This is a genomic window from Aquamicrobium aerolatum DSM 21857, assembly GCF_900113935.1.
Taxonomy (GTDB): Bacteria; Pseudomonadota; Alphaproteobacteria; order Rhizobiales; family Rhizobiaceae; genus Aerobium; species Aerobium aerolatum.
The window spans coordinates 66,951-79,276 of the sequence record NZ_FORF01000009.1 but is presented as its reverse complement, the minus strand read 5'-3'; the positions used below and the strand labels follow the sequence as shown (position 1 = coordinate 79,276).

At 60.6% G+C, this 12,326-nt stretch carries 13 protein-coding genes; 2 read left to right on the top strand and 11 right to left on the bottom strand.

The window, feature by feature from the left end; all coding sequences use genetic code 11:
• Nucleotide 1: 1 nt before the first annotated feature.
• Entirely contained in the window at nucleotides 2-1,255 is a 1,254-nt protein-coding gene (locus tag BMZ42_RS09100) for a sarcosine oxidase subunit beta (protein ID WP_091521286.1), read from the bottom strand.
• Nucleotides 1,256-1,650: 395 nt separating this feature from the next.
• On the opposite strand from BMZ42_RS09100, the gene rpsU reads away from it, so the two are divergent.
• Together rpsU and BMZ42_RS09090 are read left to right on the top strand one after the other, a co-directional pair.
• Nucleotides 1,651-1,884: a 30S ribosomal protein S21 gene (gene rpsU, locus BMZ42_RS09095; protein ID WP_091521283.1), complete on the top strand. Its 234-nt coding sequence runs from the start codon at nucleotides 1,651-1,653 to the stop codon at nucleotides 1,882-1,884.
• A 143-nt stretch (nucleotides 1,885-2,027) separates the two neighbouring features.
• Nucleotides 2,028-2,876, top strand: coding sequence for a tetratricopeptide repeat protein (locus BMZ42_RS09090; protein WP_091521281.1), 849 nt, complete (start codon nucleotides 2,028-2,030; stop codon nucleotides 2,874-2,876).
• 14 nt (nucleotides 2,877-2,890) lie between these two features.
• Here BMZ42_RS09090 and BMZ42_RS09085 read toward each other — a convergent pair whose 3' ends face one another.
• The 10 genes from BMZ42_RS09085 to BMZ42_RS09040 all read right to left on the bottom strand — a co-directional run bounded on the left by BMZ42_RS09085 (nucleotide 2,891) and on the right by BMZ42_RS09040 (nucleotide 12,296).
• Entirely contained in the window at nucleotides 2,891-3,697 is an 807-nt protein-coding gene (locus tag BMZ42_RS09085) for an ABC transporter permease (RefSeq protein WP_091521279.1), read from the bottom strand.
• The gene (locus tag BMZ42_RS09080; RefSeq protein WP_091521276.1) at nucleotides 3,694-4,575 is read right to left on the bottom strand and encodes an ABC transporter permease; all 882 of its coding nucleotides are present in this window, start codon (nucleotides 4,573-4,575) and stop codon (nucleotides 3,694-3,696) included. Before BMZ42_RS09080 ends, BMZ42_RS09085 begins: the two co-directional genes overlap by 4 nt.
• Nucleotides 4,568-5,635 (bottom strand): ABC transporter ATP-binding protein, encoded by a 1,068-nt coding sequence (locus BMZ42_RS09075; RefSeq protein WP_091521274.1) that lies wholly within the window; start codon nucleotides 5,633-5,635, stop codon nucleotides 4,568-4,570. The genes BMZ42_RS09080 and BMZ42_RS09075 overlap by 8 nt, the downstream gene beginning before the upstream one ends.
• Before the next feature lie 129 nt (nucleotides 5,636-5,764).
• Entirely contained in the window at nucleotides 5,765-6,886 is a 1,122-nt protein-coding gene (locus BMZ42_RS09070) for an extracellular solute-binding protein (RefSeq protein ID WP_091521271.1), read from the bottom strand.
• A 109-nt stretch (nucleotides 6,887-6,995) separates the two neighbouring features.
• Nucleotides 6,996-7,850 carry a phosphotransferase family protein gene (locus BMZ42_RS09065; protein WP_091521269.1) on the bottom strand — a complete coding sequence of 285 codons (855 nt, stop codon included), beginning with the start codon at nucleotides 7,848-7,850 and terminating at the stop codon, nucleotides 6,996-6,998.
• A gap of 35 nt (nucleotides 7,851-7,885) precedes the next feature.
• Nucleotides 7,886-9,286 carry an NAD(P)(+) transhydrogenase (Re/Si-specific) subunit beta gene (locus BMZ42_RS09060; protein WP_091521266.1) on the bottom strand — a complete coding sequence of 467 codons (1,401 nt, stop codon included), beginning with the start codon at nucleotides 9,284-9,286 and terminating at the stop codon, nucleotides 7,886-7,888.
• 10 nt (nucleotides 9,287-9,296) lie between these two features.
• A complete protein-coding gene (locus tag BMZ42_RS09055) occupies nucleotides 9,297-9,719 on the bottom strand; it encodes an NAD(P) transhydrogenase subunit alpha part 2 (protein ID WP_091521263.1) in 423 nt (140 codons plus the stop codon).
• On the bottom strand, nucleotides 9,719-10,957 hold the full coding sequence (locus BMZ42_RS09050) for a Re/Si-specific NAD(P)(+) transhydrogenase subunit alpha (RefSeq protein WP_091521261.1): 1,239 nt from the start codon (nucleotides 10,955-10,957) through the stop codon (nucleotides 9,719-9,721). Before BMZ42_RS09050 ends, BMZ42_RS09055 begins: the two co-directional genes overlap by 1 nt.
• A 104-nt stretch (nucleotides 10,958-11,061) precedes the next feature.
• Nucleotides 11,062-11,289: an aa3-type cytochrome c oxidase subunit IV gene (locus BMZ42_RS09045; protein WP_091521258.1), complete on the bottom strand. Its 228-nt coding sequence runs from the start codon at nucleotides 11,287-11,289 to the stop codon at nucleotides 11,062-11,064.
• Between the two features lie 173 nt (nucleotides 11,290-11,462).
• Entirely contained in the window at nucleotides 11,463-12,296 is an 834-nt protein-coding gene (locus BMZ42_RS09040; protein WP_091521473.1) for an ABC transporter ATP-binding protein, read from the bottom strand.
• Nucleotides 12,297-12,326 lie beyond the last annotated feature (30 nt).

Sequence of the window (12,326 nt, the reverse complement as noted above, 5' to 3'; positions counted from 1 at the left end):
ATCAGTGGGCGACGGCGGCGGCTGCCGCCTCGTCGATCAGCCGTCCCGTGCGGAAGCGCTCCAGCGTGAACGGCGCGTTGATGCGGTGCGGCTCGTCGCGGGCAATGGTGTGGGCAAACACATGGCCGGAGCCGGGCGTCGCCTTGAACCCGCCTGTTCCCCAGCCGCAATTGACATAAAGCCCCTGCACCGGCGTCTTGGCGAGGATCGGCGAGCGATCCGGCGTCACATCGACGATGCCGCCCCACGAGCGCAGCATCTTCATGCGCCGGAACATCGGGAACATCTCGCAGATCGCGTCGACTGTATGATTGATGATGTGCAGGCCACCGGCCTGCGAATAGGAAGTGTACTGATCGGTGCCAGCGCCGATCACCAGCTCTCCCTTGTCGGACTGCGAGATGTAGGCATGCACCGTGTTCGACATCACCACGCAAGGAAACACCGGCTTGACCGGCTCCGACACCATCGCCTGCAGCGGATAGCTTTCCAGCGGCATGCGCACATCCGCCATTTCCATCAATACCGACGTATGCCCGGCGGCCACAACGCCGACCTTCTTGGCGCCAATGAAACCCTTCGACGTATCGACCCCGATAATGTGTCCCTGCGGCGCTCTGCGAGTACCCGTCACTTCACAATTCTGGATGATGTGGACGCCCCGGTCGGAGGCTGCCCGCGCATAGCCCCATGCCACCGCGTCATGGCGCGCAGTGCCGCCCCTGCGTTGAAGGGTGGCTCCGATCACCGGATAGCGCGTCTGCCCTGAAATATTGAGCGGCGGGCAATAGTCCTTGGCCTGTTCCGGCGTGAGCCATTCATTGTCGACGCCATTCAGCCGGTTGGCGTGGATATGGCGTTGCAACACCTGCACATCATGGACATTGTGCGCCAACATCATCACGCCGCGCGCCGAATACATGACGTTGTAGTTGAGATCCTGCGACAGGCCGTCCCACAGCTTCAAAGCATGGTCGTAGATCCCCGCGCTTTCGTCATAGAGATAGTTGGACCGGATGATCGTGGTGTTTCGACCGGTATTGCCGCCGCCAAGCCAGCCCTTCTCGAGCACCGCGACATTGGTGATGCCGTGCTCCTTGGCGAGGTAATAGGCCGTGGCAAGCCCGTGTCCGCCCGCACCAATGATGATGACATCATATTCGCTGCGCGGTTCGGGAGACGCCCACTGCACGCCCCAGCCCTTATGTCCGCGAAGCGCTTCGCGAGCGATGGCGAAGGCGGAAAACTTACGCATGGCTGGGACTCCGGTGTTGGTATCGACGCTCGCGGCAGGATAGGTCCATTACCTATCACTAGCCAAGATTGGCGACCAGCCTAGCGCTGTTTGCGACGGCAGATGCCGCTTTACGCCACGCATGCTCCCCCTCGCATATGCCCTTCCCCATGCTCCGGCTGCACTAAAAAAGAGGGCATTCCCATCTTGTCAAAGCGTGACCGGAAACAGCATTCTTCCCCTGCGGAATGCACATCGCAATATCGACAAACCCTGATTCTTTCACAGCCTTGTAGACAAGGTTTTCTACGTCTGATATGAGCCGCCGCAATTCGTGGCGAGTGTACCGCCGCGGGGACCTGAAAGTCTTGGGTCCTGAGGGTTTAACGCACATCAAACGGAAGACAGGAACGCACGTGCAGGTACTCGTTCGCGATAACAATGTTGACCAGGCTCTCCGCGCTCTCAAGAAGAAGCTGCAGCGCGAAGGCGTTTTCCGTGAAATGAAAATGCGTGGCCACTACGAGAAGCCTTCAGAGAAGCGTGCACGCGAAAAGGCTGAAGCCGTTCGTCGTTCGCGCAAGCTGGCGCGCAAGCGCGCACAGCGCGAAGGCCTGGTTGCCGGCGGACGCGTCGCACCGGCTCGCTAAGAGCGCCAAGTTTTCGTCTTGTTTAGACACTACGCACTAAGGTGGCGCGATGAGAATCGCTGCCACCTTTTTGCGTGCTGAGATCAGCAGTCAGACGGCATTGGCGGTGACGTTTCACCTCCGAAGGGAAGAGGGATTTCGGGATGAGATTCGGTATCGCCGTTAATGGGTCGGCTCTTGCGCGGCCGTTTGGAGCAGCAGCACTTCTTCTTGCTGGCATTGCGATCTCGGGTTGCCAGACCTCGACCGCCGTACTCGGCGAGGTTGCGGCTGTCGACGCGGCTCAGGGCTCAACCGAAAACATCTCCTCTTTGACCGCAGTCATCGAGCGCAATCCTCGTGATCCGGAAGCCTACAACGTACGCGGCACCGCCTATGGGCGCGGCGGTCGCTATCAGGAAGCGCTGAAGGATTTCGATACGGCGCTTCAGCTCAATCCGAATTTCTATCAGGCCTATTCCAACCGTGCGCTGATCCATCGCTTCCAGGGCAATCAGCAGCAGGCGCTGCAGGATTACAACCGCGCGATTCAGCTGAATGGAAGTTATGATGCGGCCTATATCGGTCGCGGCAACCTGTACCGTCTCGGCGGTCGCGCTGACGAAGCGTTCCGCGACTTCGAACGCGCGATCCAGCTGGATACCACCGATCCGCGCGCCTTCCACAATCGTGGCCTGCTCTATCAGGCCCGTGGTCAGCACGACTTTGCCATTGAGGATTTCGCCACCGCGATTTCACTCGCGCCCTCTTCTGCAGAACCCTACACCGGTCGCGGCCTGTCCTATCTGGCTCGCAACGACGAAGATAATGCGCTTGCGGATTTCAACACGGCCATCCAGCTCGACCGCAGCAATGCCGAAGCCTGGGCCTACCAGGCGCTGATCCTGGAGCGCCGGGGCGACAAGGCACGCGCCTCGCGCTCGTTCAACGAAGCACTCCGCCTGAACCCCAATCTCCAGGCTGCGAAGGATGGCGTGGCGCGGACGCGCTAAGCCCGTTCCATCCGTCAGGCATGTGCCGCGCGTGCCGCCTGACGGCGCCGCGCGATCTCGAACGCAATTGCACCGATGATCGTCATTGCGATCATGATCAACGCCAGCGCATTGACCGCCGGCGTCAGGCCCGTGCGCACCTTGGTGGCAATGAACACCGTCAGCGGCGTGTCGAATCCGCGTACAAACAAGGTCGTGTTGTAGTTCTCGATGGATTGCAGCACTGCCAGAAACGCGCCTGCAATCAGCGCCGGCTTGAGGAACGGCAGCATGATGCGCCGAAAGACCATCAGTTTCGATGCACCCAGCCCTAAAGCCGCCTCTTCCTGCGTCCGGTCAAAGCGTTGCAACCGGGCCGTCACCATCAACATCACATAGCAGATGATGAAGCTGGCCTGCGCCAGCACGATCAGAAAGATACCGCCACCGACTTCAAGCTGTCGCCACAGCACCAGCGTTGAAATGCCGACGACCACACCGGGTGTCAGCAAAGGTGACACCATCACCGCGTAGAGGAAACCGCGGGCGCGCTCATGCAGGCTGGTCAGGATCAGGGCGGCCGCAGTGCCAATCGGCACGGCGACGAGCACCACGAAGAATGCAACCACCACGGACGTCCACAGCGCCTGCCACATGGCGCGGTCATTCCACAGCTCGGTAAACCATTTGAGCGTCGTCCCCTGCCACGGGATCACGGTGGGAAACCGGCTGGTGTTGAAAGTTGCCGCGCCCATGACCGCCAGCGGCAGGAACAGGTAGACGAAGAACGCCACCATATAGAAGCCGAACAGAAGGCGGGAAATGCGATCGGTTGCGCTCATTTTGCGACATCCGTGAGATTCACGCGGGCAAGTTTCAGCGTCACCAGCACCACGAAGAGGCAGAGGACGAGAAGCACCAGCGCATAGGCTGCGCCACGGTTCCAGTCGCCACCTTCAAAGAACCAATTATAGATGATCTCGGTGAACCAGCGGCTGCCGGGGGCGCCCAACAAGGCGGGTGCCACATACGAGCCCGCTGCCAGCATGAAAGTGAAGACGCAACCCGTGGCGATCCCAGCCTTGGCGTGCGGCATCACGATCCGCCAGTGAATGCGCCAGGTCGAAGCGCCGAGATCGCGTCCGGCCTCGATCTGCTCTTTCGGCAGACTCTCGATGGCATTGTAGATCGGAAACAGCATGAACAGGATGTATGCATAGACCATGCCGGCAAGCACGCCGCCATTGCCATACCAGCGCATCGGCTCGTCGATGATGCCGATGCTCAACAGCACCGCGTTGAGCGGGCCACGGAAGGCCAGCAGAATGTACCATGCCAGCGTGCGCAGCACCTCGTTGATCCAGAACGGGATCGTCAGCGCCAAAAGCGCCAGTGCCGTCTGGCCGGGTGTTGCGTGCTGCGCGAGCCAGAACGCCAGCGGGTAACACAGGACGAACGTCACGAACGCGACGAGAGCACTCGCCCAGATCGTCTTGAAGAAGATCGACCGATGCACGGCTTCGTTCGCAAGATACAGCACATTATCAAGCGAATAGACGTCGTTCGGCCCGCCGATCTGCGCCGGAGGCAGATTGGGGCGAAGTGCGTAGTCGATCATCATGATGTTTGGCGCCAGCACCATGCCGATCAACCACAATCCGACTAGCGCCACCAGAATAGTGGAAAGGCCGCCGCCAAAACGCTTGTAAAGCTCAGCCATCGGCAAGAACCACGCCTTGCCGCGTATCAAATGCGAACGACGCTCTGCCGCCGATTGCCGGCGCTTTGCCCAGATCGATCGACGGGATCGACGCAACCAAGGCCGCTCCATCGTCGAGCTTGCCATGGGCAAGGGCAAATGCGCCTTCGAAGTCGATCCGCTCCACCGTCGCGTTGATCGTGTTCTCACCAGAGCTTGCCATCGTCAAAGCTTCGGGTCGAACGTAGAGCTTTGCATTCGAGCCAACAGAAGCCCCCGGCCCGACCCGGCCGCGCAGAACGCCAAGCCCGGTTTCGATCGACGCGACCCCGCCCTCAAGCGCGGTAATCTTGCCGGAAATAGCGTTGGTCTCGCCAACAAAACTTGCAACGAACGGCGTTGCCGGATTGTCATAGAGGTCTCGTGGCGCGCCGACCTGCTGCAACACGCCAGCGCTCATCACAGCAATGCGGTCGGACATCGCCAAAGCTTCGGACTGATCGTGCGTAATGTAGATAAAGGTCACCCCGGTGCGCTTTTGCAGCGCGCGCAGTTCGGCGCGCATGTGCTGGCGCAACTTCAGATCAAGCGCCGACAGCGGCTCATCGAGCAGCAGCACCTGCGGCTCGACCGCAAGCGCGCGGGCAATCGCCACACGCTGACGCTGACCACCCGACAATTCACCCGGCATCCGGTCGCCATAACCTTCCAGCGCCGTCAGGGCCAAAAGCTCGTCAGCCTTCTTGCGTCGCTCTACCTTGGATACGCCGCGCGCTTCGAGACCAAAAGCGATGTTTTCCCAAACCGGCATCAGTGGAAACAATGCCAGTGTCTGAAAAATCAGCGATGTGGGACGCTGGTTAGGCCCAAGCCCGTGCATGTCCTTTCCGTCGATCAGAATGCGTCCTTCGGTCGGCTGAAGGAACCCTGCGATCATGCGCAGGATCGTGGTCTTGCCGCAGCCGGAGGGGCCAAGGATCGAGAAAAACTCGCCGCCCTGGACGGTGAAGGAGACATCGCCCACGGCGCGCGTCGCGCCAAAGCTCATGCCGACCTGTTGAAGTTCGACGGAATGCGACATGCAACTCCCTTGCAGATACGTGTTTGTTTCTGCGTCCTTCGGGGCTGGCCCGAAAAATGCTCGAATCCGGCTGGCACGGGCCGCCGGATACGAAAGGGGACCGCCTCACGGCGGCCCCCAATTCATAGATTAGGCCGAAAGGAAACGGTCCTGATATTCGTTGCGCTTGGTGACATACCAGCTTTCCTGGATCGGCCACCACCACAGTTTTTCCAGCGCATCGCCCGGATAGGCGGCAGCGAAGAACGCCTTGGCGTCGTCCGACAAGAGGTCGGCTGCACCAACGGCGGTCGAGTTGATCGACGTGACGTTGGTGTACATCGCACCTGCTTCCGGGGTCAGGAACCAGTTGATGAACGCATAGGCCTGATCGACATTGGTCGCAGCCTTCGGGATCGACACGCCCTCCATCCACGCCAGCGCGCCTTCCTTTGGCGCGATGAAGCCAACTGGCAGGCCTTCCTTGGCCAGCGCCGCACCGGTCGAATCCCAGGTCTGGCCAACCGCAGCGCCGTTGACGCGGAATGCGCCCTGCGCTTCGTTTTCGTTGTTCCAGAACTGGACGACGTTGCCCTTGCGCGCGATCGCTTCGGCCACGATCACGTCAAAGATCTCGACCTGAGCTTCCGGCGAGGTAAAGGCGTCGAGCAGCGGGCGCGGCAGCTTGCCTTCGGCTTCGAGCCACAGGCCGAGGCCTACGAGGCTGGAATGGGCGCGCACAGTCGCCTTGCCTGCCATCTCCGGCTTCCAGATGTCGCCATAGGATGCCGTGCCATATTCAAGCGGCAGCTGCTCCTTGTCGAATGCCAGCGCTTCCGTACCCCAGTCGGTCGGGACCTGGTAGCGCTTGCCATCAACGACAGCGCCGAACTTGGCAGAGTTTTCCCACGCGCTCGGAAGGCATTTCGCAACTTCGATCTTCGATTCATCGAGTGGCTGAACCAGATCGAACTCAACGTAGTTCGGAACACGATCAACGGTCGGCCAGATCAGGTCGAACCCGCCGCCATTGTTGGCGCGCAGCTGGTTGAGCAGCTCGTCATTGGTGCCGTAAGGCGTGTAATTGGCCTTGATGCCGGTGGCCTTCTCGAACGCGCCGAGAATGTCGTCGTTAAGGTAGCCGGCCCATGCGAAGATGTTCACCTGACCGGAAGAGCCCTGGGCAAAGCTGCGCGAAACAAATGGGGCAGCAAGCGACAAGCCTGCGGTCGCCCCGACGCCTTTGAGTAGTGTGCGTCTGTGAAGTGTCATTGCAGATAACTCCCTGTTGGTTGCGTATTGCCCGCGTTTATGTTCGCTATGATACATCTCGATGACAAAGGTGCAATCGCGTCTGCGATTGTACACCGAAAACGGCTGGTCAGCGCAGAGCGCTCTGCGTGAACCATTCGATCACGAGGTCGCGCGTCCATTCCACCTCGCCGTTCATTTCGAGCGCGCCTGCGAACTCGGATAGACGCATCGCGGCGGTCAGCAGAAAAATTCGCCGCCGGTCGAGTGTTCGACCCGAAAGCGCATCGTAGGCCGTCGCAGTTTGCGCCGCCATTTCCGGTGCAATCAGTGAGAGGGGCGCAAATTCGCGATGCACCGGACCGAAGCCGGCATCGGCGAAATCGAACATGCCGTTGAGCGTGCCAGTGCGATGGTCGAACGCCATGTTCCAGCCATGCGCATCAAAGAACCCGAAGGGCTCGCCGAGCGGGTCCGGCCCGAGGGCGCGATAGGCTTCGATCGCAGCACGTCCGCCAGCTGCGACCGACGGCGGCAGCAATGGCCAGATCGGAGCCAGCGTCTCGTCAGCGGTGTCCCACCACTCGACCGGCTGCGCGCCCGCATGCGTCATGATTTCATCTGGGATATTGTGAAGGCTGATCAGGAGAAGAGCAATTTTCTCAGAAATTTGCTCTTTCTGGTCCCCATTCAGCCGATGATAGGCAGCCTTATCGAGCGTCTCGCCCGGCAACTTCTCGTGCCGGGAAAAAAGCACCGTCCCTTCATGAAGGCTCATCTTCGGGATCGGCAAGGTGACGTAGGGAGCAATCGCCGCGAGCAGGCCGGCCTCGCGCCGCAACGCCGCTTCGGCTTCCTCCCCTTTGGGAAACTTGAAGATCAGCCGCCCACCGACATCGACGGCAAGGCTGTGCCAACCCTTGCCCGCAATAGAAAAAGCCTCCCCCGCAAGGTCGGGGAAGGCTTCAAGAATCGCGCGACGCATATGCGACGGCAGCCTGTCGGGAGCGACAAGCCCCGTCAGTGGCCCATCGCCTTGACGATCTCTTCCGTCATCTTCTTGGCATCGCCGAGCAGCATCATCGTGCCGTCCTTGTAGAACAGCGTATTGTCGATGCCGGCATAGCCGGAGCCGAGCGAGCGCTTGACGAACAGGCAGGTCCGCGCCTTGTCGACGTCAAGGATCGGCATGCCGTAGATCGGCGAGGTCTTGTCGTCGCGTGCCGACGGGTTGGTCACGTCGTTTGCGCCAATCACATAGGCGACGTCCGCCTGCGCGAATTCCGAGTTGATGTCTTCAAGTTCGAAGACTTCATCATACGGAACATTCGCCTCGGCCAGAAGCACGTTCATGTGGCCTGGCATACGACCCGCAACCGGGTGGATCGCGTATTTCACTTCGACGCCATTGGCCTTCAGCTTGTCGGCCAGTTCGCGCAGCGCGTGCTGCGCCTGCGCCACCGCCATGCCGTAGCCCGGCACGATGATGACCTTCTGCGCGTTCATCATCAGATAGGCGGCGTCGTCGGCAGCGCCGGTCTTGACCGTACGCTGGATGCCGTCGTCGGCGCCCGCCGCAGCCGTCTCGCCGCCGAAGCCGCCGAGAATGACCGAGATAAACGAGCGGTTCATGCCCTTGCACATGATATAGGACAGGATCGCACCCGAAGAGCCGACCAGCGCACCGGTGATGATCAGCGCCAGATTGCCCAGCGTGAAGCCGAGCGCCGCTGCAGCCCAGCCCGAATAGGAGTTGAGCATCGACACGACGACCGGCATGTCCGCCCCACCAATCGGGATGATCAGCAGCACGCCCAGCACGAGCGACAGGATCACGATCAGCCAGAACACCGTGTTCGACTGCGTCGTCACCATCAGCACCACCAGCACGACCAGTGCGACGGCCAGGGCGATATTGATGATATGGCGGAACGGCAGCATGATCGGCTTGCCGGACATGCGGCCGTCAAGCTTGAGAAACGCGATGATCGAGCCGGTGAACGTCACCGCGCCAATCGCCACGCCCAGCGCCATCTCGATGATCGCCTGCGTGTGAATTGCACCGACGGTGCCGATGCCAAAGCTCTCCGGCGCATAGACGGCAGCAGCCGCCACCAACACCGCAGCCAGACCGACCAGCGAGTGAAACGCGGCCACAAGTTGCGGCATCGACGTCATCGCAATACGACGCGCGGTGACCGCACCGATTCCACCGCCGATGGCAAGACCACCAAGGATCATGGCGAAACCGGCCGGCGACGGGATCGCCAGAGCCAGCGTCGTGACCACCGCGATGGTCATGCCGATCATGCCATAGAAATTGCCCTGACGGCTGGTCGTGGGGTGGGACAATCCGCGCAGTGCCATGATGAACAGCACGCCGGAAACGAGATAAAGAAAGGAGGCGACATTCTCGGACATCAGCGTGGCCTCAGTTCTCTTTTTTCTTGTACATGGCGAGCATCCGCTGCGTGACGAGGAACCCGCCGAAGATGTTCACGGAAGCGAGGATCACTGCGACAAAGCCGAAGCCCATGGCGGCGCCCGAGGCCGAAATGCCCACCGCCAGCAACGCGCCGACGATGATCACCGAGGAGATTGCGTTGGTGACGGCCATCAGCGGCGTGTGCAACGCCGGCGTCACCGACCAGACGACATAATAGCCGACGAAGATCGCCAGCACGAAAATCGCAAAGCGGAACACGAACGGATCGATCCCGGATGCTGCCCCAGCGCCGGCTGCAAGTGCGTCCGCGACGGACTCAGCCTGCTGCTCCTGAAAAGCAAGGCGGACTGAAGCTGCTGCCTGCTCCAACTGCTCGATCGCCTGCCCCAGTGCGGATCTATCTTCCATCACGAATCTCCCTTCGGCTTGTCGCCGGGCGATTTTTTCGCTGCCACCTTTTTGGCCGCCGTCTTCTTTTCGGCAACCGCCTCATCGACAGCAGCCGAAGTAACGACACCGGCGAAATTCGGGTGAACCACCTTGCCGCCATGCGTCAGAAGGGTCGCCGCAACAAGCTCGTCTTCCAGATTGAGAGAAACCGTTTTGGTTTCCTTATCGACCATGGTTTCGAGGAACGTGTAGAGGTTCTTGGCGTAAAGCAGCGAGGCAGAGGCAGCGACGCGACCGGGGACGTTGAGATGGCCGACGATCTTGACGCCATTGGCAGTCGTGACGACCTCACCGGCAACCGCGCCTTCGACGTTGCCGCCACGCTCAACCGCAAGATCAACGATCACCGAACCGGCTTTCATCGACGCAACCATCGCGGCGGATACCAGCTTCGGCGCCGGGCGACCGGGGATCAGCGCCGTAGTGATGACGATGTCCTGCTTGGCGATGTGCTCGGCAGTCAGCGCGGCCTGCTTGGCCTGATATTCCTTCGACATTTCCTTGGCGTAGCCGCCCGCCGTTTCAGCGGCCTTGAATTCCTCGTCCTCAACCGCGAGGAACTTTGCGCCCAGCGACGCGACCTGCTCCTTGGCTGCGGGGCGCACGTCGGTTGCGGTCACAACGGCGCCCATGCGGCGCGCGGTCGCGATTGCCTGCAGGCCGGCGACGCCAACACCCATGACGAACACTTTCGCCGCTGGCACGGTGCCTGCCGCCGTCATCATCATCGGCAAGGCGCGGTCATATTCATAAGCCGCGTCGACCACGGCCTGATAGCCGGCCAGGTTGGCCTGTGACGACAGGATATCCATCGACTGCGCGCGGGTGATGCGCGGCATGAACTCCATCGCGAAAGCCGAAACACCCGCACCCGCCATGGCCGCGATTGCAGCGTCATTGCCGTAAGGGTCCATGGAGGCGAGAACCAGCGCTCCCGGCTTGTAGTTCTTCAATTCCGCGGTGGTAGGACGGCGAACCTTGAGCACCACGTCGGCAGATTTCACGTCAGCCGCGCTACCAATGGTCGCCCCGTTGGCTGCGAAATCCGCATCGGGAATGCGTGCGTTTGCACCAGCATCCTTTTCGATGACGACCGTGAACCCGAGACCTGAAAGGCGCTTCACGGTTTCCGGAGAGGCAGCCACGCGCGCTTCCGCTGCGTCAACCTCGCGAGGTACGAATATTATCTGTCCCACCGGCAAATCCTCTTGGCTGACATCTCACACCACACGCGCCGAAAGCCCGCGGTGCAGGCTGACGAAATGACGCCACAGCCGGCGCCGCACAGGCAAACGGTCGTCTAGCGCAGGAAATATGCGCCGACAGCCGTCAGCAGGATGAACAGAATCGACGCGGAGAAAAAGCCGGCGCTGGTGAAAAAGCCAAAGGCCATCGCGATCAGCAGGGCGCTGATCACCAATGCGCAATATTTGGCAACCGTCACGAACAGCCAATAGGACTTTTCGTGTTCCGCGTAATCCATCTCAGCGCCCAGTTCGACCGCTCCGGTCGGTGTATTGTCAGCCATGTCTGGTATCCCCTCCGGAATGCATTTAGCGCTGATAGCGAAAAGATGGCTTCAGGGCAACTCCCGGATGGTCGGGAGCCACCTGAAAATGACCAGGCGGTGGAATGGGGAGACCTCCGCTGGCAAAGCGCGGCCAAACTATCGATAAAATTGGTGAAACGCCGGAGCGTCTCCTATGCCAGCCAGCGCTTGCGCCTCTTATAGTGTTTGACATCCTTGAACGAGCGACGGCCTTCGCCACCGACGCCAAGATAGAATTCCTTGACGTCCTCGTTCTCGCGCAGGGCCGAAGCTTCGCCATCGAGCACGATCCGGCCCGATTCGAGGATGTAGCCATATTTGGCATAGCGCAGCGCAATGTTGGTGTTCTGCTCGGCAAGCAGAAAAGAAACACCCTGCTCGTCATTGAGCTTGCGGACAATTTCGAAAATTTCCTCGACCAGCTGCGGGGCAAGCCCCATCGAGGGCTCATCCAGGAGTATCATCTTGGGACGGCTCATCAGGGCGCGCCCGATTGCGGTCATTTGCTGCTCGCCCCCGGACGTGTAGCCGGCCTGGCTCGCACGGCGAACGCGAAGCCGGGGAAAATAGTCATAGACCATCTCAAGATCGGCACGTACCGCCGCATTGCCATCGCGTCGCGTGTAGGCACCGGAAAGAAGGTTGTCCTCAACCGACAGATGGCCAAAGCAATGCCGTCCCTCCATCACTTGAATACAGCCACGCCGCACCAGCTCGTTCGGCGACAGCGACTGAACCTGCTCACCCTCAAACTGAATATTGCCTTTGGTGACCTCGCCGCGCTCGGCATGCAGCAGGTTGGAGATCGCTTTCAGCGTCGTCGTCTTGCCGGCACCATTGGCACCGAGCAGCGCGGTAATACCGCCGCGCGGCACGTTCAGTGACACGCCCTTCAGCACCAGAATCACGTGATCGTAGATCACCTCGATATTGTTGACCGAGAGAATCGTGTCGGCCGGGGCCGGAACCATTGCTGTCTGCGTCATCGAACTGCCATTTGTCTTGTGAATGATGGC

Excerpts from the sequence above, each read along its gene's own strand:
- BMZ42_RS09100 (WP_091521286.1), bottom strand. The coding sequence starts at position 1,255 with ATGCGTAAGTTTTCCGCCTTCGCCATCGCTCGCGAAGCGCTTCGCGGA.
- BMZ42_RS09090 (WP_091521281.1), top strand. The coding sequence starts at position 2,028 with ATGAGATTCGGTATCGCCGTTAATGGGTCGGCTCTTGCGCGGCCGTTT.
- BMZ42_RS09085 (WP_091521279.1), bottom strand. The coding sequence starts at position 3,697 with ATGAGCGCAACCGATCGCATTTCCCGCCTTCTGTTCGGCTTCTATATG.
- BMZ42_RS09080 (WP_091521276.1), bottom strand. The coding sequence starts at position 4,575 with ATGGCTGAGCTTTACAAGCGTTTTGGCGGCGGCCTTTCCACTATTCTG.
- BMZ42_RS09075 (WP_091521274.1), bottom strand. The coding sequence starts at position 5,635 with ATGTCGCATTCCGTCGAACTTCAACAGGTCGGCATGAGCTTTGGCGCG.
- BMZ42_RS09070 (WP_091521271.1), bottom strand. The coding sequence starts at position 6,886 with ATGACACTTCACAGACGCACACTACTCAAAGGCGTCGGGGCGACCGCA.
- BMZ42_RS09065 (WP_091521269.1), bottom strand. The coding sequence starts at position 7,850 with ATGCGTCGCGCGATTCTTGAAGCCTTCCCCGACCTTGCGGGGGAGGCT.
- BMZ42_RS09060 (WP_091521266.1), bottom strand. The coding sequence starts at position 9,286 with ATGTCCGAGAATGTCGCCTCCTTTCTTTATCTCGTTTCCGGCGTGCTG.
- BMZ42_RS09055 (WP_091521263.1), bottom strand. The coding sequence starts at position 9,719 with ATGGAAGATAGATCCGCACTGGGGCAGGCGATCGAGCAGTTGGAGCAG.
- BMZ42_RS09045 (WP_091521258.1), bottom strand. The coding sequence starts at position 11,289 with ATGGCTGACAATACACCGACCGGAGCGGTCGAACTGGGCGCTGAGATG.
- BMZ42_RS09040 (WP_091521473.1), bottom strand. The coding sequence starts at position 12,296 with ATGACGCAGACAGCAATGGTTCCGGCCCCGGCCGACACGATTCTCTCG.